Raw genomic sequence first — 25000 nt, forward strand, 5'->3', positions numbered from 1 at the left:
CGGAAGCTAAGCCGCCGAGCGCCGATGGTACTGCGGGGCCAGCCCGTGGGAGAGCAGGGCGCCGCTGACCGGTGGACGGCGCTCGACCCGTATGTAGCGGGCTCGGGCGCGGGGGCGCCGCGGGGGACCACCTCCGCGGCGCCCCCTTTCTCTTACCGTATGAGCTCGAGGGGCCCTCCGGGGCCCTTTTTTCATGCCGCGGGAGTGTGGGGCCGGCGATTTGGTTCAAAAGGGAGCCGCTTGCAACGAAGAGGGACCGGATGGAGTCATCCCGTTGTTGAAGAGCCCGCGCCCGATTATCTACTCTGCGCCCAGTGATTTTAGTGCCCCGCGGTTAAAGAGGGGCCCATATGTGCCCCTCTCACTGCGCGGTTTAAATCCAGGCGCTTAGTTGCTCAACAGTCGCGCCAGTAGTTCAGCCTCTTCTTCTGGCCAATACCCTTCTTGAGTTTCGGCTTGGATTGCTTCGAGCGCCTCTTGCTTTGGACAGGGGTCGGGCCCGTATACAAGCTCTTCCAGCCTGTTGCACACCAGTGCAATGTTTACGCACTGAAGAACGTCGGGCGGGAGGTCCGTTGGGTAGTCGCTGCTCTTGAGTGTGCTGTGGTGATATCGGACAATCGCTTCTACCAGCTCATCGTTCAACCCGCTGATAATCTCCAGACCGCGAATGGTGTGTTCGTTTAAATTGGGGTCGGTATCATCTTTTTGGGCAATCTCGTCGCTGCATGCGATAAAGCCGATATCCCTCAACATGATGCCAATGCGCAGCTTTTCCGCGGCTTTATCGGTAACGGCGGAGACCATGGCAAGATGTTCTGCAAGGTTGGCGCATCTTCTACTGCTTGTGACAGATCCTGGGCGCCTGTGCTCCAAGGCAGTCAAAAAAGCGGTGATCGCGCTGTTGAGCGGAATCATTTTAGAAGTGTCTTCACTTGCTGTGAGCAGGGCCTTTATCCTCATAATGAGTTCGACGTGCTTAAACGGCTTTGTCAAAAAGCCATTAGCTCCCGCCTCGATCGCCCTAAAGCGGTGCGAGTCCTCGTTGAGAACGGTGAGCATGAGGATTGGCAGGTTGCGGAATTGCGGCATTGAGCGCAAGCGTTCGCAAACTTGAAATCCGTTGAGTCCGGGAAGCATGACATCAAGCAAGGCGAGATCTGGATTTTCACGTTCTGCAACCTCGAGAGCCTGTTCGCCATCAACGGCCGAAACAACATGGTACTTATAGTTCTTTAAGACCTCTGTGGTAAGAATCAAACTCGGTGCGTCGTCCTCAACAACCAAGATTTTCTGCATTAGCATCCTCCTTTGTTGTCTCGGCATCCATGGGCAAAATCATATGGACTGTGGTTCCCCCTCCAGCGGTATCTTCAATCCATACGCGTCCGTGATGCAGGGATACGATACTTCTTGTGATAGCAAGGCCAAGCCCGACGCCTTCGTATATGCGCGTATAGCTATTGTCGGCTTGCTCAAAGGCAAGGAATACCTGTTCCTTCATGTCATCTTCGATGCCGATGCCATTGTCGATAACCTTGATTTCAACCATGTCGCCCTTAGCCGAGCAGCAGGTGACTGTAATGGATCCACCGTGCGGCGTGAACTTAATGGCATTGGCGATGAGATTGATGAGCACCTGGCGCATCTTGGACTCATCCCAGCGTACAGCTAAATTGCCGTTGGGAAGGGAGATAACCTCAGTCAGAGCCAGGTCTTTCTCATTTGCCTGGGGATGCATGGTTGCGGCAGTGTCTTCGATGAAGCGCTTGAGGTCGACATCGGTATACGTAACCTTGTTTTTATTGGTATCGATCCGTACAAGGTCAAGCAGGTCGTTAATGAGTCCCAGCAGATGGTTTCCGCTTTGGATGATGATCCCCACATATTCGTGCTGCTTCTCGTTCATCTTGCCGGCAAGTCCATCCTGAAGAAGCGATGAGAAGCCGATGATTGAGTTAAGGGGCGTTCTTAGCTCATGCGAGATATTTGCAAGGAATTGTGACTTATATTGGTTGGTCTCGCGCAGCTCTGCGATGGTGGTCACAAGCTCTTCGGTGCGCTTGCCGACTTTTTCTTCAAGTCGCTGATTCTCGCGGGTCAAGGCGTTTGCCATGACATACAGGTCATCGGCCAATTCGGCAAATTCGCGAGGCAGTATCGCACGGTTGCGAATGCTTTCAAGTTCCGGGAATTCTCCTGTCGAAACCGCCCTGGCGTTGGCCTCAAGACTTGCGATTGGCTTGGTGATGATGCGCGTGAGCACGTTTCCAATCAACGCTGCCGAAAAGAGAATGACAACAAAGGCAATTCCCAGCGTCGTGAGAAGTGACGTAGAGATTCCTGGAATGCTTGTAACGGGCAATCCTACGCCCAAGTTGGCAATAACGGCGCCTGCCTGGTTCTCCATGGATCCAGCGACGACGACACCGACTTTTCCGTCATCCATCGTTACGACGCCGCGCCAAGTGTCACCATCGTTGACGGCATCGACGAGGCCCTGCATCTGTTGCGTGCCGGCGGGATAGAAGAACGCGGAGTCTTTCGTCTGGATATTCGAACAGATTCTCATGCCGTCGGAAGTGCCGATCGAGAGATACGCGTCGGATACGATGGACGAAAAATCGCTGAGCAGCTGTTGATTGTTGTTCAGAAGGTAACCTTCGACGATGGCTCCCATAAATGTGCCGTCTGGCGAGTAAATCGGGTATGCCACAACACGAACGTACGCGTCGTAAAGAGAATGCGTCTCATCGATGTGAATCTCGGCGTTCTCTTTGAATGAGGGGTAGCAAACAGAGAGTTCCTGTTTTGAGATGAGCTCCGTGCTGGTGATTGCATCCGTTTGCTTTCCCAAAGTATCGAGGAGTCCGGAGAGGGGCCATTCGGTTCCGGCGGGCTGCACATTGCTCGCTAGCACAATGCCTTCGCTATCGACGGCGAGAGCGTAGGGGGTTCCCATATCGATGGGCGCACAGCGATCGAGCACCTTGGAGAGCTTCTTCTCATTTCTGTTGGCAAAGTAGCCATTGATGTCCTCATAAGAGAGGACTTCACTAATGCGCAGAATCTCCGAGGTGTCTTTGAGCTCCATTCGGTCGTAGGCGGTTTGAAGCGCAACCTGAAGGCTGGAAACGGTATTGTCGACGGACGCGGACCTGAGAAGGACCGCGCCGACAATTGCAAAGAGAGCAAGCGCTACCGTCAGGACGAAGGCCATGCTTATGTTGATGTAGGTCGAGATTTTCAGACGACGTTTCACAGGAGCTCCAACCCCAAGATCGCCAATTGGGTTCTATTGGTTAGGCCGGTCTTCTTCAGGATGTTTCCGATGTGCAATTTGACGGTATGCTCAGTGATAACAAGCTGATCGGCGATTTGTTGGTTGGAAAGGCCTGTGCAGACGAGCCGGAGCACCTCACGTTCGCGTTTGGTGAGGCCCTCGAGTATCTCTGTCCGCTGTTCCTGATAGACGCGGTTTCCGCTCTCGGGGTTGCTTTCGTTGCCGGCAAAATCAAAAGCGAGCGAGTAGGCGCTGTAGATAACCTTTGCGCGTTCGACAAAGTCGAGGCGTCGCTGGTGGTCGGTGCCGTTCATGAGGCTACCGAGAGGGTCGGTGCTATCGCTTGCGCCTTCTCGTGCGGGTTTGCGGTCGACAATCTGCAGATAATACGTGGGGCTTGCGTCTGAAGAAGGCAAGTACTGGGTGGGAACGGTGAGCCTGCCAATGGCAATGAGCTGACCGTAAGGGCAGGTATATACCTGGAAGGTCTCAGGGGCCTTGATGACCCTTTCGCAATATGACTGGCAAAAGCTGTTGGACTCGCAACGCTTGCTCATGCACATCGGGCTGCCGTTTGACTCAATGGTGAGGCGCTCTTCTGCCTTGCTGTCGAAAACTCGAATGCTCGCCGAGAAGAACCCGGAGTATTGGTCTTGTACTTGCTGGAGTTTGGCTAGAAAACGCAGGGCGTTATGTTCCTGATCTGCCACTTGATCTCCAAACTGTGCGTAAGGGCTTGTGATTCTGCCGTACGCGATATGCAGTGATCTGAATCATTGCAATTATGTTTCATAACGCTTTGCGGGGAGCATTAAAAACCGTAATGGTGGAATATCGTCGGTAAGTGGACCGCGGTATTTACAATTGCTTCTCATTTGCACTTTTTGGGGCATGGCGACAGCAAAACCCTTTGATTGATAGGCAAACTGCAACAAACAGGCTGGTTAACGGGCTTTATAAAACCATCTAGTGGTATCTCTGACTGAGGTCAGTGTTTTAAGATCTGCAAGGACGGTTTACAAGATGCTGTGAAAATCGTCTCATCTACCCCCCCCCCGATTTTTAGCCCGGGTTAATAAAATACCTATACTAAAGTTCTAAGTTCTTCAAATGCGCTAGGACTAAAGGTCTACTCCACAGCAGAAATTCGGCAGAAGTCTGAACGAAAAGCCAATTACAATCGCTTGGTGATTCCTCTGTAATGGAACCTGTCAGACCCGAGGAGCGAACGTCCTCGGGAAGGAAAGCTCTGTAGGAGGAATCATGCAGGAGTCTTTGGTACTAGAGATGCTCGAGACTGGCAAGACCGCAACCTGGCCTGCCAATAGTGGCACTCAGCAAGGCGACGAGTTCGTCGAGAAAGAAGTGAAGGGCGTACCCTCCACTGACCGCACCAAGCGCATGAAGGAACGCTTCATGAACGCCAAGTGCAAGATGGACATGGAAGCCCCGATCGCTTACACCAAGGCGTGGCGTGAGTATGAGGGCAAGCCGCTCTACGTCCGTCGCGGTCTGTCCTACAAGTACATGCTTGAGCACCTTACTCCGGTTATCCGCGAGGACGAGCTCATCACCATGTCCAAGACCCGCTATGACCGCGGTGCTACCCAGGTTCCGCAGTTCGCTACCGACTTCATGATTTCGTTCCTGACCCAGGCCGAGGATCAGAAGGAAGAAGCTAAGCTCTATTCCGTTGAGGGCGGCGACGAGGCCCACACCGTGGACGAGGAAGGCTGGACCCCCGTTGGTCAGCTCTTCTCCATTCGCGAGGAAGAAGTTCAGCCCATGCTCGAGGTGCTGGACTACTGGAAGACTCGCTGCGTCGAGAACGTCTCCGACGACTGGATGAAGACCGCTTTTGACGGCTATGAGGATTACGTCAACGCCAAGAAGGTCGGCCTGTTCCCCGGTTCCGGCCTGCACGCTGGCTGCGACGGCCGTTGGATCCCGGCTTACGACGTCGCTCTGGGTGGCTTCAACAAGGTTATCGCGCAGTGCAAGGAGAACATTGCCAAGACCGTCGTGACCACCAAGGAGGTCGCCGACAAGGTCTTCTTCTGGCAGGGCTGCATCTACGCTTGCGAGGGCGCTATCGCTTGGGCAACCAACTATGCCAACGAGGCCCGTCGTCTCGCTGAGACCGCCGAGGAGCCCCGCAAGACCGAGCTGCTCGAGATGGCTGAGCGCCTTGAGCACGTTCCGGCCGAGCCTGCTCGCAACTTCATGGAGGCCCTCCAGGCCCTGTGGACCGCTCACATCCTCGTTATGTCCGACTCCCTCGCTCTGGGCGTTTCCCCCGGTCGTTGGGGCAAGCTCCTCCAGCCTTATTACGAGAAGGATCTCGCAGAGGGCAAGATCACCAAGGAGCAGGCGCTCGAGGCCATGGAGCTCATCCGCCTCAAGTGCTCCACCGAGGAGTACATCACTCCGTCCCTGTGGGCAGCAATGGCTTCCTCCAACTCCTTCATGAACATGGCAGTTGGCGGTCTCGACCCCGTGACCGGTCAGTGCACCGACAACGAGGTTGAGGAGCTCATCCTCCAGGCCGGTATCAACATGCCGACCCCGCAGCCGACCCTCTCCATCCTGCTCTCCAACAAGACCAGCGATAGGCTCGCTCTCAAGGCCGCCGAGTGCACCAAGGCCGGTAACGGCTATCCCGCATGGTACAACTATGAGCAGATGGTTGAGCACAACCTCTGGTGCTATGCCGACGAGAACATCACCCTCGAGGACGCCCGCGACTGCGCACTTTCCGGCTGCGTCGAGAACGGCCTCGCCGGCAAAGGTCACCCGATCGCCCACCCCGCTTTCTACAACGAGGGCAAGACCATCGAGCTCGCTCTGCACGAGGGCGTTGACCCCCGCACCGGCATCAAGGTCATGGAGGGCATCAAGCCTGTCGAGACCTATGACGATCTGTGGAACAACTTCGTGACCATCCGTGAGCACTTCATGAAGGTCTACATGCGCTACTGGAACGAGGTCGTGGCCTGCCAGCGCGATATCCATCCGAAGATCATGGGCTCCATCCTGATGCATGACTGCATCGAGAACGGTCGCCCGGTCGACAACCTCGGTTGCCGCTACAACGCTTCCGTCACCCTTCTTGACTCCGGCACCGTCAACGTCGTTAACGGCCTCGCCGCTATGAAGAAGCTCATCTGGGATGACAAGAAGTACACCATTGACGAGTTCATGGATGCTATGGACCACAACTTCGGCTTCGTCCTCGGCGCCGAGAAGGGCAACTTCTCCATGCTCAACCAGGAGATCGATCCTGAGAAGCACATGAAGTACGCTCAGATTCACCGCGACATCCTCAACGCCCCGAAGTTCGGCAACGATGACGACTATGTCGACGACATTTTCGTCAAGGTGTGGCAGGACTACGATCGCGTTACCGGCTCTGAGACCACCTACAACGGCTACAGGTGGATCACCGCGGCTCTCTCCATCTCCGCTCACGGACCTCACGGCCGCGTGACCGGCGCTACTCCGGACGGCCGCCTCGCTGGCGTTACCCTGTGCGACGGCATTCTCTCCGCTTCGCCTGGTACCGACGTCAACGGCCCGATCGCTCTGATCCGCTCCGGCGTTAAGCTCGACTCCACCCCGTTCGCCTCGGTGCAGCTCAACATGAAGTTCCATCCCTCCGCGATTCGCGGTGACGAGGGCTCCAAGAACTTCGTCGAGTTCATTCGCAGCTATTTCCGCATGGGTGGCTATCACGTCCAGTTCAACATCGTCGACTCCAAGATGCTCCGCGATGCTCAGGACAAGCCGCAGAACTATCGCGATCTGATGGTTCGCGTTGCAGGCTTCTCCGCTTACTGGAACGAGCTTGGTAAGCCCATCCAGGACGAGGTCATCGCTCGTACTGAGTACGAAAGCCTCTAAGCGTTGCATAAGTGTGGCGCCCGGTGTGTTTGGACGCTAGCCGGGCGCCACCTTTTGAGCACGCTCTCATCTATCAACGGGAGATACCGCCCCTGTCTTGGATTGAGCGCTTCTCCCATCCTACCCCTAGGAGTAATAGAGATGGAAGCGAATTCTAACACCGAGAATTCCAATCTGAAATTCTCCGGTTGGTCTGTTACCGTCGCCGCCGTCGTCATCGTGCTTTGCCACATGATGGTTCGCGGATCCTTTGCAACTCTCATCCAAGGCATGTGCGCAAGTACTGGTTGGTCTACGGGTGTTGTTTCTCTGGGCTCGTCCCTCTTCATGGTCTTCTACGGAATCTTTGCATTCCTGACCGGTACTTATATCAATAAGCTCGGTCCCCGCAAGACCTACCTGCTCCACGGCTGCATCATGGCTGCCGGCCTGTTCCTTTGCAGCTATTCCACTGAGCCTTGGCAGTACTGGCTCTTCTACGGCGTTATCGCCGGTATCGGCTCCGGTGCTTTCTGGGCCCCTGTTACCTCGATGGTTCGTCAGTGGTTCATCGATAAGCTCGGCATCGCGATGGGCCTTACCACCGCTGCCGCCGGTGCTGCTATGTGCCTTGGCCCAATCGTGTCCATGAACCTCATCGCCGGCCAGTCCTGGCAGACGATGATGAGGGTCTTCGCAATCATCCTCATCGTCGGCATCGGCATCGCTTCTCAGTTCACCATCATGAAGCCCGAGGATGTGGGCCAAAAGCCGCTCGGTTTCGACGCATTCATGGCTCGCCAGGCTGCTGCTTCCAAGGGTGCCGAGAAGAAGGCCGAGGAGTTCTACGTCCCCTTCAAGTGGGCTGTTAAGCACAAGGCTTTCTGGATTCTCTCCATCCTGTGGTTCTGCTCCAACTTCGCTGAGTTCATCGTTTTCTCCCACGCCATTCAGTACACCACGGGTGACCTGGGTTACGACAAGATGACCGCCACGTACATCTACTGCCTGATCGGCCTGGTCTTCATCTTCAGCGCTATCGCAGTTGGCGGTTTCACCGATAAGCTCACCGCCAAGATGGGCGATCCCCTCAAGGCTCGCAAGCGCGTCTTGACCTTCTCGTACATCGGCTGCGCTGCCATGGCTCTTTGGCTGAACTACGGCGTGCGCCTGACCGCCGATGGTGGCAGCGCTGTCTGGGCCTTCGTCGTGTACGCAGTTGTCTTTGGCTTCTTCTACGGCATCTACATTCCGTCGATTGCCGGTACGGTCGGTGTTGTCTTTGGTCGCAAGGAAATGCCGCAGTGCTGGGGCCTCGTCTCCCTCATCGGCATGGCCGGTGGCGCAGGCCTTGGCCCGTACATCGCAGGCTTCCTGCGCGACGTTACGGGCAGCTACTTTGTTGCCATTTGGCTGGCAACGATTTTCTATCTGCTTGCCCTGGTCTTCGTGAACATCGTCAAGCAACCCACTCGTGAAGAGGTTTGGGGAGAGTAGCAACAGACTACATCCTGCCCCTCTGGCGCACCCGGGCAGACTGCTCGGGTGCGCTTTTCACTAGCAGCCCTGATCTGGAAGGAACAAATGATGAAGACTGAAGACGGTAAGCTCCAAGCGATGATTTTTGATGTCCAGAGCTTTTCTACCCATGATGGACCCGGCATCAGGACGAACGTCTTCTTCAAGGGTTGTACGCTGCGTTGTCCCTGGTGTGCAAACCCCGAATCCCAGAAGGGCACCCCACAGCTCCTCTACACCAAGATGAAGTGCGTGGGCTGCATGTTCTGCGCCAAGGTCTGCCCCCATGGCGCAGTGACTGCGGTGACGGACCCCGAGGAAATCGCCAAGTACGGCCATGTTCGCCACGATCGCTCGAAGTGCGACAAGTGCACCACTCATGAGTGCGTGAGCGCTTGCTTCCAGGAAGCGCTTTCGGTTGCCGGCGAGCTCATGACTGTCGATGACGTTATGGCAAAGATCGACCGTGATTCGGTTGTCTACGGAGCCAAGGGCGGCGTGACCGTTTCCGGTGGCGATCCGCTGCTTCACCCCGATTTCCTCGAGGAGCTTCTCCGCAGGTGCCATGAAAAGGCATACAGCGTTGTTCTTGAGTCCGAGCTTTGCGTTCCGACCGAAAACCTCGAGCGCGTGATGCCCTACATCAGCCTGTATTACACCGACTGCAAGGTCATCGATCCCGAGGCGCACAAGCGCATCATGGGAGCAAGTAACGATGTGATCCTCAAGAACCTGCGCTTGATTGGCGAGCGTTGCCCCGAGCGCATGGTTCTCAGGACTCCCATCATCCCCGGATATACCGATTCGGACGAAAACATCGACGGTATCGCGAAGTTCGCTGCCGAATGCCACTTCCCCACGATGAACATCCTGCCCTACCACAAGCTCGGCGTTACCAAGCATGAGCGCTTGGGTTCGACGTACCTGCTTCCCGATGTTCAGCCGCCCAGCGATGCGCGCATGCGTGAGCTGGCCGATATCATCGAGAGCCACGGCGTGAAGTGCATCATCAACTAGGTTAAGACTGGAGACTAACATGGATATCAAAGATTTTTACCGTGAGGTTGACGGCATCTACGCCAACGAGGACTGGGAGGCTGCAGAGGAACTGTTCAACACTGCGATGGAGCAGACGGTTGGCGACCCCGAGATGCACGCCGTTGTCCAAAACGAGATGGGTGTTTGCTTTATGAAGCGCGGCATGCACCTCGAGGCGATTGACGCTTTGTCCAGCGCTGCTGCCTACTTTGCCACGGCCCACGGCCCAAAGAGCAATGAGGTCGTGAGCATCAAGACCAACCTTGCGCGCGTGTACAGCGCCATGGCCGAGCATCAGAAAGCTCGCGAGATCCTCATGGAGCTCTGCGAGGTGTTGGGCGAGGACCCCAGCCCGTTGCTCTACGATGCCTGCGTCGGTATTGGCCATGAGTCGCGCCTGATGAGCGATTTCGAGACTGCGATCACGTATCTTGAACGCGCAAAGGAGGTCGCACGTGCTTACGGCCAGGGCGAGCCTCTCATCGCCTGCCTCTTCGATCTGGGCGCCGTGCAGTTCGAGCGCGGCTATCGCGGCGAGGCCGTAAACGCTCTTTCGGAGGCGCTGGACCTTTGCAGGCAGCAGGGCATTCTCGATACCGAGTTTGGCCAGGGTGTCCAGGCGTTCTACGATGAGATGAGCAAGTCCGCTTGCTGCGGCTGCTCCAGCTCGCTCGCTCAAGACCCCATCACCATCGAAAACGAGTAGCCCTCACTTTCCTTACGTATAGTGTTTGGCGGCCTTCCCCAAGTTTGCGCCGTGTCCCTCTTTTAGGCTTCTTGCTTCGTGGGCAGACCTCCATTCTGCTATATCTTAAAGCGCAGGCGTGATCGTGCATGTACCTCGCACGGTCACGCCTGCCTCATTTTGTATGGGGCGCTGATGATGGTGCTGGATTTGCTTCGATGCCCTTCGTCATTCTTGTATGCCCACCCCGTAGCTCCTCTTGAGTGGATACAATAGACAAATGGTTCTATTTGATTGCCAAAGGGGGTCGTGATGGCAGAAGCCGGCGTCGGCGTCGATATTGTTCAGATTTCTCGCATGGAGCGTATCCGCCAGGTTACGCCTGGGTTCTTCGCTCGCGTTTTCACGGCCGAGGAAGTTGAGTTTTGCGAAACCTCCTCTCGTCCCATGGCTCAGTATGCTTGCCGCTTTGCTGCCCGCGAGGCGGTGCTCAAGGCACTGGGTACGGGCTTTAAGGGCATTGGCCGCAAGGATGTTTCGGTTACGGCTGGGCAAAACGGCCGGCCGGCTGTTCTTTTGGCCGGTCGGGCAAAAGAGCTGGCAGAGGAGCGTGGCATTGTTGAGTTCGCGCTCTCGCTTTCCGCAACGGGCGATCTTGCCATCGCCAATGCTATGGCCTTGACCGAGGAGACGCGCCCTAAGGCAAAACAGACCGCACAGGATGAAAAACAGCGCATCGCGCAATCGTTTAGGGAGGCGCGCTCGGTTCTCGACGAGCTTGAGCGTGTCCAAAGCGGCGATGAGGCTCTTGAGAATGAGGAGCGCTAGATGAAGCCGATTTTGAACATCGAGGAAGTTACTCGACTCGAAGACATTATCGAGCGCGAGGGCACTTCGAAGGCAGAGCTCATGGAGCACGCGGGAGAGCTTCTCGCTTCGGTTGTCGAAGCCGAGCATCCGAGCCGCGTGCTCGTGTTGACCGGTTTTGGCAACAACGGCGGTGACGGTTGGGTTGCTGCGGATATTCTTCAGCAGAAAGATATCCATGTCGATGTTGTCTCGCCGGTCGATCCAAGTGAGATTCCAAGTGCCCTTGCGCGTCATGTCGCTCGCCGCACCGCTGGTCGTGACGTTAACGTGGTCGTTGGCCCGTCGCGCGATGAACTGATGGAGCTTGGCGAGCAGGCTGATGTGATCGTCGATGCCATTTTGGGAACGGGCTTTCACGGTGCGCCTCGTCCGCCTTTTAGCATTTGGATCCCTGCTGTAAACGAACTGTCTTCGTTTGTTGTCTCTGCCGATGTCCCCTCGGGTCTTAATGCGCAGACAGGCGTTGTCGAGGACTGCTGCATTCGTGCCGACAAGACGCTGACGATGCTTGCCCCCAAGATCGGTCTCTATAGTGGTGACGGCCCCGAGTACGTGGGTGACATCCAGGTAGGCGAGCTGTACGACAAGCTTGACGAGGTGATTGGCGACGTCGATCACGCAGCCGAGATTGTTCAGGCAGGCGACCTCATCGACTACATCACGGGTCTTCCGGCTTCAATTGACAAGTACTCGCGTGGTTCTGTCCTGGTAGTTGCGGGCTCTGCGTCTTACCCCGGAGCTGCCATGATGGCAGCGAAGGCGGCGGCGCGTGCCGGCGCGGGGTATGTGGCGGTGGCCGCCCCCGATGCTTGCGCCAACCTTATTCGTATGGCGCTTCCTTCGGTTCCGGTTCATGCTATTCCGTCCGATTCTCGCGGTGCGTTTGGCGCGGCTGCCCGCTCCATCGTGTGCGAGCTTGCAAAGAAGTACGACTGCGTGCTGTGCGGTCCTGGTATGACGACGAGCGCGGGCTGCATGCAGGTTGTGACCGGCCTGCTTGAGCTCGATGTTCCTCTGGTGCTCGACGCCGACGCTCTCAACTGCCTTTCGCGCATCGCGATCGACGGCATTGAGAAGACCCCCGACATGTATCGTCGCGAGGCGCCACTTATTATGACCCCGCACTATCGCGAGCTTTCGCGCTTGGTGGGGGAGGAGGACGAGGTCTACGATCTGGGCACCGCTATCGATGCCGCCCAGAAGATTTTGTGGGCCGGCGGCTCGGACAACATGGTTATCGTCTGCAAGGGGCCAACCACGGCGGTTGTTGGTGTCGAGCGCGTTTTGATTCCCACAAGCGGTCCTGCCTCTCTTGCCACGGCGGGCTCGGGCGACGTTCTTGCCGGTATCATTTCCGGCACCATCGCCACGCTCCATGCCGAGGTTGACGTGTGGGAGCTCGCTCTTTCCTATGCAGTCTCGATTCATTCGTATACCGGTTTTGCCGCTGCTGCCGAGTATGGCGAGAAAAGCGTGATCGCCACGGACCTTATTGACTATATCGGCGAAGCCATGCAACTGGTGGAGAACGAGGCGCTTAAGGACTTGGGCGCGCTCGATTCCGAGGGGGAGTAAGATGGCCATCTCAAGGCTGCCGCAAGACCGCTGGTCCTGGGTCGAGATCAACCAAGGTGCGCTGCGTCGCAACACGCGCGCATTTAAAAACCTGCTGAACCCGCGCCAGCGCTTGTGCTGCGTGGTCAAGGCCGACGCTTACGGCCACGGTGCCGTTGCCTGCGCCAAGATCATGTATGCGACCGGTGCCGATATGTTTGCTGTGGCTACGGTCAAGGAAGGCGTCGAACTGCGCGAAGGCGGCATCGTATCGCCCATCTTGCTGTTGAGCGAGCCCCCTGCCGAGTCTATCGATCTGCTGCTCGAGCATGACATCATGCCTTCGGTCTATACCTTTGAGTTTGCTCTTGCGTATGGCGAGCGTGCGTCGCAGCTGGGTAAGATTGGCAAGTACCATATGGTTATCGAGACGGGCATGAATCGCATTGGCGTGCATTACGCGGATGTGATCGAGTTCCGCCGTTCGATCCACTTCCATCGCGGCATTCAATGCGACGGCGTATTCACGCATTTTGCCACCGCCGACGAGCAGAGCGGTTGGGACTACAAACTTCAGTGCAAGCGTTTTGACGAAGCGGTTGCTGCCATGAAAGATGCCGGCTTTGAATGCGGCATCGTTCACTGCGACAACACGCCGGCGTCTATCTTGGACCCCTCGACCCATTACGACATGATTCGCGCGGGCATCGGTCTATATGGCCTGCAGCCTTGCGAGACGACGCGTCCGATCTTCCCACTTGACCCGGTGATGAGCGTCCGCGCCCGCGTAACGCGCGTGGCGCATCCTGCCATGGGCGAGGGCGTGGGTTATGGCTTTACCTATCGCGTGCCTCGGACGCGCGTGCAAATCTGCACGCTGCCGATTGGCTATGCCGACGGCCTCTCGCGCACCCTTTCCAATCGCATGGACGTTCTCTATCAGGGCGAGCGCATTCGCCAGGTGGGCAATATCTGCATGGATCAATGCATGGTCGCCATCTCCGAGACCTCGATGGGCCGCATGCCCGAGGCGAACTACGGGGACGTAATGACCATCATCGGTCGCGATGGCGATGCCGAGATCACCATGGACGAGATGGCGCGCTTGCGCGGCACCATCAACTACGAGGTGGCATGCGGCTTTGGCATGCGTCTCGACAAGGTTTACGTGTAGAGGCTGCTCATGGGTGTCATGCAGATTCCGGGGCACACGCATCAAAAGCCGCGTGAGGTAGCGCTTGACGAGATTCGGGCGGTGCTTGGCGACTGTCGCCTATGCCAGCTGTGCCAGACAAGGACCAAGATCGTTTTTGGCACGGGCAATCCTCATGCGCGCGTGATGTTTGTGGGCGAAGCGCCGGGTCGCAATGAAGACCTGCAGGGAGAGCCCTTTGTGGGCGCTGCGGGCGAGGACCTCAACGGCATCCTGTCTTTGGCGGGTCTGACGCGCGAGGAGGTCTACATCGCCAACGTGCTCAAATGCCGTCCTCCGGGAAATCGCAATCCGCGTCCAGAAGAAGTGCTTGCCTGCTCGCCGTTTTTACGCGAGCAGATCCGAAGCATCTGGCCGGACGTTATTGTTACGCTGGGAAATCCCGCGACGCATTTTGTCCTTAAGACCGAGATAGGCATCACGCGCCTGCGCGGGCGTTTTCATCAGATGGGCCACTTTGTGGTCATGCCTACATTCCATCCCGCCGCTGCCCTGCGCAATCCGGAATGGCAAAAGCTGCTGGAACAGGACTTTAGCATGCTGGGAGACTACCTGGCGCGCCATGCGGCATCTACGGCGGACAACAATAAAGAACAGGAAGCGGAGAGATAGATGCTCAAACGAATAGAAGCTCTGCGCTATGAGAGTGCATGCGCGGCGGATACCGAGCATCTCGGCGAGCTTGTGGCACCGGCGCTCGCGGATGGAGACATCCTTGTGCTCACGGGCGGTCTTGGCGTGGGCAAGACGCACTTCACCAAGGGCGTGAGCCGTGGCCTTGGCGACGAGCATCCGGTGACGAGCCCCACGTTTGCCCTGATGGCTGTGCATGATGGCGGCAGGATCCCCTTGTTCCATTTTGATCTATACCGTCTTGAGCATGCTTATGAGCTGGAGGATACCGGCATTTTCGACGTGCTGGGATATGAGGGCGCCTGTCTTCTTGAATGGGGCGAGCAGTTTCAAGACGAGCTGTGCGACGAGTATCTCTCGGTCGTGATTTCGAGAGATGCAGATGACGAGAATAAGCGTACGGTTGTTTTAAAGCCGTACGGTGCGAGAGCAGAAGAGCTGGCTAGGCAGATTGACAAGGCTGTAAAAGATGACGCTGAATAGCAAACGCGCCCTTACCGTGGCGATTGATACTTCGACCGATATGCTGGTCTGCGCCCTGCGCTGGACCGACCTCGAGACGGGCGAGGAGCATATGCTCTCGCGCGACCATATGTGCCGCCGCCACGCCAACGTGGAGCTGGTGAACACCGTGCAAGCAGCGCTTGCCGAGGCGGGGTTTGGCATCGCCGATGTCGATGCCATTGTTGTGGGCCGCGGCCCGGGTTCCTTTACCGGCGTGCGCATTGGCATTTCCACCGCAAAGGGCCTGGCTTGCGGAGCAAATGTGCCGCTGCTGGGCGCCTCGACGCTTGACGCTTGCGCCTGGACCGCCTGGCGTGCAGGCGAGCGCGGCTTGGTAGGCGTGCTCGCCGATGCTATGCGCGGCGAGGTTTATCCAGCGCTGTATCGCATTGACGAGGCGGGCCCACAGCGCCTGTTTGACCGCGAGCGCGTGGTTAAGGCCGCTGTTGCTTTGGACGAATGGCGCGAGCGCGCCGACTGGGCAAAGATTCGTCTGACGGGCGACGGCCTTGTTCGTTATGGCAAGCTGCTTGCCGAAGACGAAGCCGCCCGTTGTTTGGAGCGCTCGCTGTGGTGGCCCTCGGGGGAGGGCTTGTTGCGCAGCGAGGCCACGGGAGATGGGGACCCGGCAGGTGTACTGCCCATCTACACGCGCCTGTCCGATGCCGAGGAAAACGAGCGACGCCGGTTGGGTCTGGGCGAAAGCGCCCACACCGAGACAACGGGCGTTGCCGACGAACTTGCCGGTAGGCATCTACAGTATCGTCCTATGGGCGCGGCGGATGCCGAGGGCGCTGCAGCGCTCGACGCATCCTGCTTTGCGGGCGCAAGCCATGAGGCATGGTCTGCGAAGCTTTTCCTCGATGAGCTGGCGCAAGATCTTCCCGCTCCGCGCTCCTGGTGGGTGGCGCATGATAACGGTCATATCATCGGCGTTGCCGGCGGTATGGTTGTGGACGGAGACGTTCAGATTCTGGACGTGGCGGTCGATTCTACGCATCGCCGCGAGGGCATTGCGCGCAAGCTGCTCTCGCACGTGAGCTACGATGCCCAGATGCTCGGCTGCACCTCGGCATCGCTTGAGGTGAAGGACGACAACGAGGCTGCCCGCGGCCTTTACGAGTCGCTCGGCTTTACCAGTGCCGGCGTTCGCCGCAACTACTATGGTCCAGGTTCGGATGCGCTCGTCATGACGGCGCAGCTGCCGCTTGTGTTGCCCGTGGACGCCGCGTCTCCCGAGCCCACGGCTGCTGCCGCGCGCACCTGGCCGCAACCTGCCGCCGAGCGCGGCGAGGAACAGGCGGCCGAGATTGCCCGTCAGCAGCTTGTGCTTGCGATCGAGAGCTCGTGCGACGAAACGGCCGTGGCCATCATCAATGCCGAGGGCAACATGCTCGCCAACCAGGTATCCACCCAGATTGATTTTCACGCTCGTTTTGGCGGCGTGGTGCCCGAGATCGCCTCGCGCAAGCACGTTGAGGTTATCGTGGGCGTGGTGGATGCTGCCCTCGAGGAGGCCGCCGAGGCCATGGGGCTTGACGCCCCCATTGCGCCGACGGAGCTCGCCGCTGTGGGCGTGACGCAAGGTCCGGGCCTTGTGGGCGCACTTGTTGTGGGTGTGGCCTTTGCCAAGGGCCTTGCCGCGGGCGCCGGCTGTCCGCTCATTTGCGTCAACCACTTGGAGGGCCATCTCTACGCGAACCTTCTGGCACAGCCCGATCTTGAGCCGCCGTTTATCTTCACGCTCGTTTCCGGCGGGCACACCATGCTTGTGCACGTGAAGGCGTGGGGCGACTACGAGGTTTTGGGCGAGACGCTCGACGACGCGGTGGGCGAGGCCTTTGACAAAGTTGCCAAGGCGCTTGGCCTGGGCTATCCGGGCGGTCCCATCATCTCCAAGCTTGCCGAGACGGGCAATCCCCGCGCTATCGATTTCCCCCGTGCGCTTAATCGCCGCGGTGATTATCGCTTTTCGCTTTCGGGCCTCAAAACAGCCGTGGTTTCGTATATCGAACACGAGACCGCTGCCGGCAATACCATTCATCTGCCCGACCTGGCGGCATCGTTTGAGGCGGCGGTGTTTGACGTGCAGTACAAGAAGGCCAAGGGCGCTTTGCACGAGACGGGCTGCCGCGAGTACTGCATCGGCGGTGGCGTCTCGGCTAATCCGCACCTGCGCCGTATGATGATTCAAAAGCTGGGCCGTCAGGGCATTCGCGTGACGGTTCCGCCGCTCAACGCGTGCACGGATAACGCCGCGATGATCGCAGAGGTCGCGCGTCGCAAGTTCAAGGAAGGCGATTTTGCCTCCTTTGACGTGGATGCCGATCCCAATATGACCTTGTAGATTGCTTGAGCAGGGGCGCTGCTGCCGGCGCCCCTAGAGGCCGAGAATAAGGTTTTCGAGCTCCTCGGCGCTATCGACCACGTAGTCAGCACCGGCCTGTTCGAGCTCCTCGCGCCCGCGGAATCCCCAGGTGACCCCTGCAACCTTGATGCCGGCATTGTGCCCCGTCTGGACATCGACATTGGAGTCGCCCACATAGAGGGTCTCCTGTGCGCATGCGCCCAGCTGCTCCATTACGTGCAGGGTGATGGGGGCTTCTGGTTTGGGCGGAAACGCGTCGATTCGTCCCTGCACGAGGTCGAATGCCCTAGCGCCAAAGTACTTTTCTGCGAGCGGCAGCGCGGCGTCGTGGTCTTTGTTGGTGAGAACGGCGGTGCGCACGCCTGCCTGCTTGATGCGCTCGAGCATGCTGTTTATGCCGGGGTAGACATGAGTGTGGTCTTCTTTGTGCTGAGCGTAGTAGGCGCAAAACTCGTGATAGGTACGCCCGAACATGGCGGAATCCCCGGCGTACTCGGCGGGCATAAAGCGCTCGACGAGCTTGAGCATGCCGTTTCCCACCTTGTAGCGATAAGCATCGACAGTAAACGTAGGCCATCCATGTAATTCGCAGACGTGATTGCCCGCGCCCGCAAGGTCTTCGAGCGTGTTGAGAAGCGTGCCGTCCATATCAAAAATCACGTGCGTGATGGGCATGGAACCTCCTGGGTTGCGAATTGCGTCAAAGGCCACTGCGGCCGCGCACAGTGTAGCGCAACCGCCGCAAAAAAATCGGGGCACCCGCAGGGGCACCCCGATTCTCAAAACAAGGGACATGTGGACGCAGCCGAGACGCCGCGCACATCAAATCGTGCGCTTGATCTCCTCGACAAGCTTTTCTTTGGGCAGGGCGCCTACCAGGCGACCGACCTCGGCGCCGTCGCGGAAGATGATGAGCGTGGGGATGGACATGACGCCGTACTTGAGGGCGAGTTCTTCGTTTTCGTCTACATTGCACTTGGCTACGGCGATGACGTCGGCCATGTCGGTTGCAACTTCATTGACCACGGGCGAAACCATGCGGCATGGTCCGCACCAGGGGGCCCAGAAGTCAACGAGCACGGGCTTTGGGTTATTCAGTACGCTGTCGAGATTGGTGGCGGTGATTTCCTGGATTGCTGCCATGGGAAACTCCTTTATACGACGCCCGCTTGGGCGGGTCGGATGTTTACACGACTCGCTTATACCCAAAGACGTGGCGTCGGTAGCGGCGATGGCGAGGTTTATTTGTCACCGTGGCGCTGGTGCGTAGCGCGATAGAATGGACAAGATTGACACTGGGAGGTTTGCACATGCATGCATCGGCACAGATGAAAAAGGCCGCACTCGAGGCTACACGCCAGGAGCTCGATGCCCTGTGCGCTCGCGGCGTGCGCATGGAGGGTAACGCGTTTTCGCCCATCGTGCTCATCAAAGGCGACCTCAATGAGGAAGAGCGTGCTGGCGGCGCGCTTTTGGGCGGCGCGGACGGAACTGCGCTGCGCGCATCGTGCACGGCTATCGGCTATGCTCCCGAGGATTTTTGCGCGCTCGCGGCCGTTGCGGGGGAGGGAGACGACCCGGCGCTTACGCTGGGTGCGACGCTGCCCACGGAGGTATTCCGCGAGGCCCTGGAGGCGCTTGACCCCGAGGCGGTGCTGCTGCTGGACGCGACGGCGGCAGACCTCATGCGCGAGACCTATGCCGATGCCCTGGTGGCTATCGATGATTTTGACACCGCGATGCTCAAACCTGGCCTGGTGGCCCATGTGCTGGGCCGTCGCGTGTTGGCGCTCGATGGATTCGAGGCCGCGCTGGGCGACAAGCGCGAAAAGCAGCGCATGTGGGCCTATATCAAACAGATCGGTCCCGTAGGCGCTCCGTATTAAGGACGGGCGCGGGGCTGGACGCACGGCACATCTATTGGCTTGTGAACTTTGCTTTGGAGCCCGTGCTGCTGAGCTCACTCGCGGCCTTCGTTTTCTGCAGATTCGTTAATTGCACGGTACTCGGCGCTCAGCTCGCGCGCCAGCTCCTCCTTGGTCGGAAGAAATGGCAGATATTTTGCGGCAAACACTTGGTCGTTATCTTCGGGAAGCGTGTACTCAACAATTGAATCGCTCTTGTCGGCGCAGAGCACAATGCCTATGGGTGGGTTGTTGCCCTCGTTCATGAGTTCGCGTGTGTAATAGTTTACGTACATCTGCATTTGGCCCAGATCTTGGTGTGTGAGGTCTTCGGTCTTGAGGTCGATAAGCACAAAACAACGCATGAGGTAGTTATAAAACACGAGGTCGATGTAGAAGTGGCGTCCATCAAACGTGATGCGCTTTTGCCGCGCCTCGAAGGTAAAGCCGCGTCCGAGTTCGAGCAAGAACTTTTGTAGGTGCGTAATGAGTGCCTGCTCCAGGTCACTCTCGCGGAAGGTAGCGTTGTCGGGAAAGCCGAGGAACTCGGGTACGTAAGGGTTGTGGATGATGTCCTCGGGACGACGTGCCGGGGCGCTTTTCTGAATTTCGGCGGCAACTACGCTTTTATCTTTGCTGGCGAGTAAGCGCTCTCGGAACATGGTGTTGATCTGGCGCTCGAGCTGGCGTGTGCTCCAACGGGAATCGGCGCACTCGTTCATGTACCACATGCGAGAATCGGAGTTGGGGATGCGTATCAACCTGCGATAGTGCGTCCAACTCAATTCGGGACGCAGTGCGTCCCGAATTGGGAATGCAAGATGAAACTGGCGCATTTTGCGTAGCTCTCTGGCGTCAAAGCCTTTACCGAAATCTTCGGTCAGCCTCGATGCGAGCTCTTTGAGCAATGCGTCGCCATACGTGGCGCGTTCCTCGCCGCCTTGCTGTTCCACAATGCTTTTGCCGATTTCCCAGTATGCTTCGACCATTGCAAAGTTGCCTGCTGTATATGCTTTGTCGCGAGCGGTACTCAGGATTGAAGAAATTTGCTCGTAGAATCCTTCAGTAACGACTGATGTATCACTGCGTCCTGCAAGTTCTCCCATTTATTTCGCCCCTTTCACGATTCATGGTTGCCGTCTGTTTGGAATAGCTTAATTCCTCGTGAAGACTCAAATTGTGCCAGCTATTTGCACGAACATCTGGCTGACGCTTGCAGCTAACATCCCCCGCCCCAACGTTCCCAATGTGCTGACTTTACAGCTGTCTTGTCACCTGTCTTTACAAGTGGCATACTGTGCCCCCAGATATAGCCTATTCGAGAGGGGCCTACATGGCTGAGGCGCAACTGGCAAGTGCCGCCGATCTGGCGCGTGACATCGAGGAGGGTTTGGCGTCGGCAGCGACGGCTACGGAGCGGGCAGCTCTTGTGCCGGAGGAGTTGACCCGTGCCATCGATGCGCTTAAGGCCGAGCACGATGCCGTGATTTTGGCCCACTATTATGTGTCGCCCGAGGTCCAAGCCGTGGCCGACTACGTGGGCGATTCGTTCTACCTGGCAAAACTCGCAAAGTCCCTGCCGCAGCAGACCATCGTTTTATGCGGCGTTGAGTTTATGGGCGAGTCTGCCAAGCTTCTCAATCCCAACAAGACCGTGCTGCTGCCCGAGCCGGGCGCCGATTGCCCCATGGCGCACATGGTCAAGCGCGAGACGGTGGATGCGGCGCGCGCCCAATACGGTGATGACCTTGCCGTCGTGTGCTACGTCAACTCCACGATCGAGATTAAAAGCTGGTCCGACGTGTGCGTGACCAGCTCAAACGCCGTGAAGATCGTAAGCGAGCTGCCGCAAAAGCATGTGCTGTTTATCCCTGATCAAAACCTGGGACGCTATGTTGCCGAACAGGTGCCGGAAAAGCATGTGATTCTCAACAAGGGCTACTGCCCGCGCCATCACGTCATCACGCCCGAGCAGATTATCGATGTTGAGGACGCGCACCCCGAGGCGCTTGTCCTGGCGCATCCCGAGTGCAAGGCCGATGTTCTTGCCGAGGCCGACTACATTGGCTCCACGGCCGGCATCATCAAGTTTGCCGAGCAGTCCGACGCCCGCGAGTTCATCATCGTGACCGTTGCCGGCGTGCTGTATGAGCTGGAGCGCCGCTGCAAGGATACGGGCAAGAAGTTCTTCTTCCCGGCAACGCGTCCTACCTGCGTGAACATGGATATGATTACGCTTGAGAAACTCGTTTGCTGCCTTGAGACAGGCGCGGGCGAAGTACACATTGGCGTTTCGCCCGAGGCGGCCGAGCGGGCAAAGCTCACACTCGACCGCATGCTCGACTACGCAGCTCGCTAAGGGGCAAATACGATGGAACCTATGGATATGACCGGCGCGAACGTCGAGGATATGGCATGCGACGTGGTGATTGCCGGCTGCGGCGTGGCCGGCCTCTATGCGGCGCTCAATCTGCCCGAGGATACGCAGATCGTGATGCTTTCCAAGGGACGCGTTGACGAGTGCGACTCCATGCTCGCCCAAGGCGGCATCTGCGTGCTGCTCGAGGGCGATGATTACGAGGCATTCTTTACCGACACGCTGCGTGCGGGGCACTTTGAGAATCGCCGCGAGAGCGTCGACATCATGATTCGCTCCAGCCGTACTGTGATCGATGACCTGCTGGCGCTCGGTGTTGACTTTGAGCGCAAGCCGGACGGCGGCCTTGATTTTACGCGCGAGGGTGCACACAGTCGTCCGCGCATCGCCTTCCACGCCGACATCACGGGCAAAGAAATTACCACCAAGCTGCTGGATGCGGTGCGCCGCCTTCCCAACGTGAAGATTCTCGAGCACGTGGCGATGGTCGACATCCTGCTCGAATCGCGCGATGGCGTGGACACCTGCGCGGGTGTCGTGGCCGTTCCGGTGACGGAGGAGGCCTCTCTCGACCCGGCTGACGAACTGAGCGGGACGCTGGGCAAGTCTGCCGATGGGGCGGCCGCTCCCTTCGACATCCGCGCGACGCATACGCTGTGGGCCTGCGGTGGTATCGGCGGCGTATACGATCATTCGACTAATTATCCGCAGCTCACGGGCGATGCGTGCTATATCGCAACTCGGCATGGCATTGCGTGCGAGCACCTCGATTACGTGCAGATCCACCCAACGGGCCTGGCCTCGCCTCAGCCCGGTCGCACCTTCTTGATTTCCGAGAGCTGCCGTGGCGAAGGCGCCGTGCTCCTTAACCAGGCGGGCGAGCGCTTTACCGACGAGCTGCAGCCGCGCGACGTGGTTGCAGCCGCCATTAGGAGCCAGATGAAAAAGGACGGCTCCGACCACGAGTGGCTGAGCTTTGCTCCGGTGCCGCGCGATGTGATTTGCGGCCACTTCGCAAACATCCGCGCGCGTTGCCTGGAGGATGGCCGTGATATCGTGGACGAGCCGATCCCTGTGGTTCCCACGCAGCACTATTTTATGGGCGGCGTTTGGGTTAATCGCGATTCGGCAACGAGCATGCCCGGCCTGTATGCGGCGGGCGAGACCAGCTGCAACGGCGTGCACGGAAAAAACCGCCTGGCATCGAATAGCTTGCTGGAGTCGCTTGTATTTGCACGCCGCGCTGCATACAGCATGGTGCACGGTGTATCTTTGGGCGTGGAGCGCGCGGGCGAGCCGGCCCTCGATGGCGCACATCGCCTTTCGGCGGCGGGTAATTTGAGTATCGACGCATTGTGCCGCGAGTTTGGCACCGCCGTGTCCGAGCCGGTGGCGTATGGAGATGCTCCGATGGATATCGAGACGATCAACGCAGACGCTAAGGAGGCGTAGCGGGTTATGGATCCCATTGCGATGAAATTGGTTGGCGACGACCTGATCTTGCAGGCGCTGCGCGAAGACATTACGTTTGAAGACGTGAGCACGGCATCGGTGTGCCCCCAGGCACGCCAGGCCGAGGTGCAGCTCATCGCCAAGGCAGACGGCGTTATCGCCGGTTTGGATGTGTTTGCGCGCACCTTTGCGCTGCTCGATCCCGCAACGACGGTCGAGGCAACAGCTGCCGATGGTGATGAGGTTCACGCGGGCCAGCATCTGGCTGCCGTCAAGGGCGACGCTCGCATTCTGCTTTCGGGCGAGCGCGTTGCCCTCAACTATCTGCAGCGTATGAGCGGCATCGCTACTTATACACGTCGCATGGTGCGGGCACTCGAGGGCACAAATACCAAACTTGTGGATACGCGCAAGACCACGCCGGGCATGCGCGTGTTCGAAAAAGCGGCCGTGCTCGCGGGCGGCGGCTTCAACCACCGCTATAACCTCTCGACCGCGGTCATGCTCAAAGATAACCACATCAACGCTGCGGGCGGCGTGGCAAAGGCGATCCAGATGGCTCGTGCCCATGCATCGTTTACCTGCACGGTCGAGATCGAGTGCGAAAACCTGGGCATGGTACGCGAGGCTGCAGACGCCGGCGCCGACATCATCATGCTCGACAACATGGACCACGATGCCATGGCAAAAGCGATCAAGGTCATTGACGGCCGCGCCAAGGTGGAGGCCTCGGGCAACGTGGACGCCCAGAACATCCGCGCGCTGGCAGATCTGGGCGTGGACTTTATTAGTTCCGGTGCGCTGACTCATTCCGCACCCATCCTAGACCTTTCGCTGAAGCATTTGCGTATGCTGGACGGTGCATGATGAACGGCGATGAGCGTCGCCAGGCAATCATTCGCGAACTCCAGGGGGCATCTTGCCCTATCTCGGGCAGCGCCCTTGCCCGTGCTGCCGGCGTGAGCCGTCAGGTTGTTGTGCAGGATATCGCTCTTTTGCGTGCCGACGGCCACGATGTGGTGGCGACAAGCCGCGGCTATGTGCTGCGCGAGGGAGAAGGGCAGCCTTGCGTTCCCACACGCTTGGTCAAGGTGCACCACGGTGTCGATGACGTGGGCGACGAGCTCAACACGATCGTCGATTTGGGTGGCGCCGTGCTCAACGTGATGGTCAACCATCGCGTCTACGGCAAGATTACTGCCGACCTGGACGTTCGCAATCGTCGTGACGCGGAGCGTTACTTAGAGGGTATTCGCACGGGCAAGAGCTATCCGCTCATGACGGTGACGAGTGGATACCATTTCCATCGCATTGCTGCCGAGACCGAGGAGCAGCTCGACGAGATTGAGGCGGCCCTGCGTGCCAAGGGCTATCTGGCCGAGATTTTGCCCTACGAGGACGGGCTGGAATAAATGGCGGGGCGGGGCCTTTGGGCTTCGCCCCGTTTTTTGGCAAAAAAGAGGCCCTTCGCGTAGATGCGAAGGGCCTCTTTGCATGCGAGCTGTTCGCGTGGGCTAGAGCTAGTCCTCAGCGATCTCGGTGATGGCGCCGGCGGGGCAAGCCTCCTGGCAAGCACCGCAAGCAGCGCAGGAATCCTCGTCCACAACAGTGGCGACGTCCTGGAGCTCAAGAACGCCACAGGGGCAGGTGTCAACGCAAACGCCACAGGAGATGCACTCGTCGGCATCGATTACGGGATGAGCCATGATTTTTCCTCTCTGT

At 58.3% G+C, this 25000-nt stretch carries 22 protein-coding genes; 15 read left to right on the forward strand and 7 right to left on the reverse strand.

From position 1 onward, the window contains the following. Positions 1 to 387: 387 nt before the first annotated feature. From HF320_RS05675 to HF320_RS09175, 3 genes are read right to left on the reverse strand one after another with little or no spacing between them, the layout of a single operon-like run. Positions 388 to 1299, reverse strand: coding sequence for a response regulator (locus HF320_RS05675; RefSeq protein ID WP_169277462.1), 912 nt, complete (start codon positions 1297 to 1299; stop codon positions 388 to 390). Then, positions 1277 to 3262: an ATP-binding protein gene (locus tag HF320_RS05680; RefSeq protein WP_169277463.1), complete on the reverse strand. Its 1986-nt coding sequence runs from the start codon at positions 3260 to 3262 to the stop codon at positions 1277 to 1279. Before HF320_RS05680 ends, HF320_RS05675 begins: the two co-directional genes overlap by 23 nt. Continuing rightward, positions 3259 to 3993, reverse strand: coding sequence for a LuxR family transcriptional regulator (locus HF320_RS09175; protein WP_211158987.1), 735 nt, complete (start codon positions 3991 to 3993; stop codon positions 3259 to 3261). Before HF320_RS09175 ends, HF320_RS05680 begins: the two co-directional genes overlap by 4 nt. Positions 3994 to 4546: 553 nt before the next feature. Between HF320_RS09175 and HF320_RS05690 the strand changes: the two genes are divergently transcribed. From HF320_RS05690 to tsaD, 10 genes are all read left to right on the forward strand, one after another. Beyond that, the gene (locus HF320_RS05690; protein WP_169277464.1) at positions 4547 to 7183 is read left to right on the forward strand and encodes an indoleacetate decarboxylase; all 2637 of its coding nucleotides are present in this window, start codon (positions 4547 to 4549) and stop codon (positions 7181 to 7183) included. A 141-nt stretch (positions 7184 to 7324) separates the two neighbouring features. Then, the gene (locus HF320_RS05695; protein ID WP_138378360.1) at positions 7325 to 8659 is read left to right on the forward strand and encodes an MFS transporter; all 1335 of its coding nucleotides are present in this window, start codon (positions 7325 to 7327) and stop codon (positions 8657 to 8659) included. A gap of 90 nt (positions 8660 to 8749) precedes the next feature. Next, positions 8750 to 9697: an indoleacetate decarboxylase activase gene (locus tag HF320_RS05700; protein WP_169277465.1), complete on the forward strand. Its 948-nt coding sequence runs from the start codon at positions 8750 to 8752 to the stop codon at positions 9695 to 9697. Between the two features lie 19 nt (positions 9698 to 9716). Next, a complete protein-coding gene (locus HF320_RS05705) occupies positions 9717 to 10424 on the forward strand; it encodes a tetratricopeptide repeat protein (protein WP_169277466.1) in 708 nt (235 codons plus the stop codon). A 291-nt stretch (positions 10425 to 10715) separates the two neighbouring features. Then, positions 10716 to 11231, forward strand: coding sequence for a holo-ACP synthase (locus HF320_RS05710; protein WP_169277467.1), 516 nt, complete (start codon positions 10716 to 10718; stop codon positions 11229 to 11231). After that, positions 11232 to 12848 carry an NAD(P)H-hydrate dehydratase gene (locus tag HF320_RS05715; RefSeq protein ID WP_169277468.1) on the forward strand — a complete coding sequence of 539 codons (1617 nt, stop codon included), beginning with the start codon at positions 11232 to 11234 and terminating at the stop codon, positions 12846 to 12848. It abuts the gene before it with no gap. Between the two features lies 1 nt (position 12849). Continuing rightward, positions 12850 to 14001, forward strand: a complete 1152-nt coding sequence (gene alr, locus HF320_RS05720) for an alanine racemase (RefSeq protein WP_169277469.1) — start codon at positions 12850 to 12852, stop codon at positions 13999 to 14001. A 9-nt stretch (positions 14002 to 14010) separates the two neighbouring features. Next, on the forward strand, positions 14011 to 14652 hold the full coding sequence (locus HF320_RS05725; protein WP_169277470.1) for a uracil-DNA glycosylase: 642 nt from the start codon (positions 14011 to 14013) through the stop codon (positions 14650 to 14652). Further along, positions 14653 to 15156, forward strand: a complete 504-nt coding sequence (tsaE, locus tag HF320_RS05730) for a tRNA (adenosine(37)-N6)-threonylcarbamoyltransferase complex ATPase subunit type 1 TsaE (RefSeq protein WP_169277471.1) — start codon at positions 14653 to 14655, stop codon at positions 15154 to 15156. After that, positions 15143 to 17524, forward strand: coding sequence for a tRNA (adenosine(37)-N6)-threonylcarbamoyltransferase complex transferase subunit TsaD (tsaD, locus tag HF320_RS05735; protein ID WP_169277472.1), 2382 nt, complete (start codon positions 15143 to 15145; stop codon positions 17522 to 17524). The genes tsaE and tsaD overlap by 14 nt, the downstream gene beginning before the upstream one ends. A gap of 33 nt (positions 17525 to 17557) precedes the next feature. Here tsaD and HF320_RS05740 read toward each other — a convergent pair whose 3' ends face one another. Next, on the reverse strand, positions 17558 to 18220 hold the full coding sequence (locus tag HF320_RS05740) for an HAD family hydrolase (RefSeq protein WP_169277473.1): 663 nt from the start codon (positions 18218 to 18220) through the stop codon (positions 17558 to 17560). A gap of 147 nt (positions 18221 to 18367) precedes the next feature. Then, positions 18368 to 18688, reverse strand: a complete 321-nt coding sequence (gene trxA / locus HF320_RS05745) for a thioredoxin (RefSeq protein ID WP_169277474.1) — start codon at positions 18686 to 18688, stop codon at positions 18368 to 18370. Between the two features lie 167 nt (positions 18689 to 18855). Here trxA and HF320_RS05750 point away from each other — a divergent pair, with 167 nt between their 5' ends. Then, positions 18856 to 19431, forward strand: a complete 576-nt coding sequence (locus HF320_RS05750) for a hypothetical protein (protein WP_022387547.1) — start codon at positions 18856 to 18858, stop codon at positions 19429 to 19431. A gap of 74 nt (positions 19432 to 19505) precedes the next feature. On the opposite strand, the gene HF320_RS05755 is transcribed toward HF320_RS05750, so the two are convergent. Continuing rightward, on the reverse strand, positions 19506 to 20555 hold the full coding sequence (locus HF320_RS05755) for a PDDEXK nuclease domain-containing protein (RefSeq protein ID WP_169277475.1): 1050 nt from the start codon (positions 20553 to 20555) through the stop codon (positions 19506 to 19508). Positions 20556 to 20782: 227 nt separating this feature from the next. On the opposite strand from HF320_RS05755, the gene nadA reads away from it, so the two are divergent. Genes nadA through HF320_RS05775 form a run of 4 tightly spaced genes read left to right on the forward strand, consistent with a single transcriptional unit; the run spans position 20783 to position 24690 of the window. Next, a complete protein-coding gene (gene nadA / locus HF320_RS05760) occupies positions 20783 to 21808 on the forward strand; it encodes a quinolinate synthase NadA (protein WP_169277476.1) in 1026 nt (341 codons plus the stop codon). Positions 21809 to 21820: 12 nt separating this feature from the next. Continuing rightward, positions 21821 to 23278, forward strand: coding sequence for an L-aspartate oxidase (locus tag HF320_RS05765; RefSeq protein ID WP_248276636.1), 1458 nt, complete (start codon positions 21821 to 21823; stop codon positions 23276 to 23278). A 6-nt stretch (positions 23279 to 23284) separates the two neighbouring features. Further along, a complete protein-coding gene (gene nadC, locus HF320_RS05770) occupies positions 23285 to 24145 on the forward strand; it encodes a carboxylating nicotinate-nucleotide diphosphorylase (RefSeq protein ID WP_169277477.1) in 861 nt (286 codons plus the stop codon). Then, the gene (locus HF320_RS05775) at positions 24142 to 24690 is read left to right on the forward strand and encodes a transcription repressor NadR (protein ID WP_248276637.1); all 549 of its coding nucleotides are present in this window, start codon (positions 24142 to 24144) and stop codon (positions 24688 to 24690) included. The genes nadC and HF320_RS05775 overlap by 4 nt, the downstream gene beginning before the upstream one ends. 108 nt (positions 24691 to 24798) lie before the next feature. Here HF320_RS05775 and HF320_RS05780 read toward each other — a convergent pair whose 3' ends face one another. Continuing rightward, positions 24799 to 24984 carry a 4Fe-4S binding protein gene (locus HF320_RS05780; protein WP_022387553.1) on the reverse strand — a complete coding sequence of 62 codons (186 nt, stop codon included), beginning with the start codon at positions 24982 to 24984 and terminating at the stop codon, positions 24799 to 24801. Between the last annotated feature and the right edge of the window lie 16 nt (positions 24985 to 25000).

The organism is Collinsella acetigenes, from assembly GCF_012844445.1.
GTDB lineage: Bacteria > Actinomycetota > Coriobacteriia > Coriobacteriales > Coriobacteriaceae > Collinsella > Collinsella acetigenes.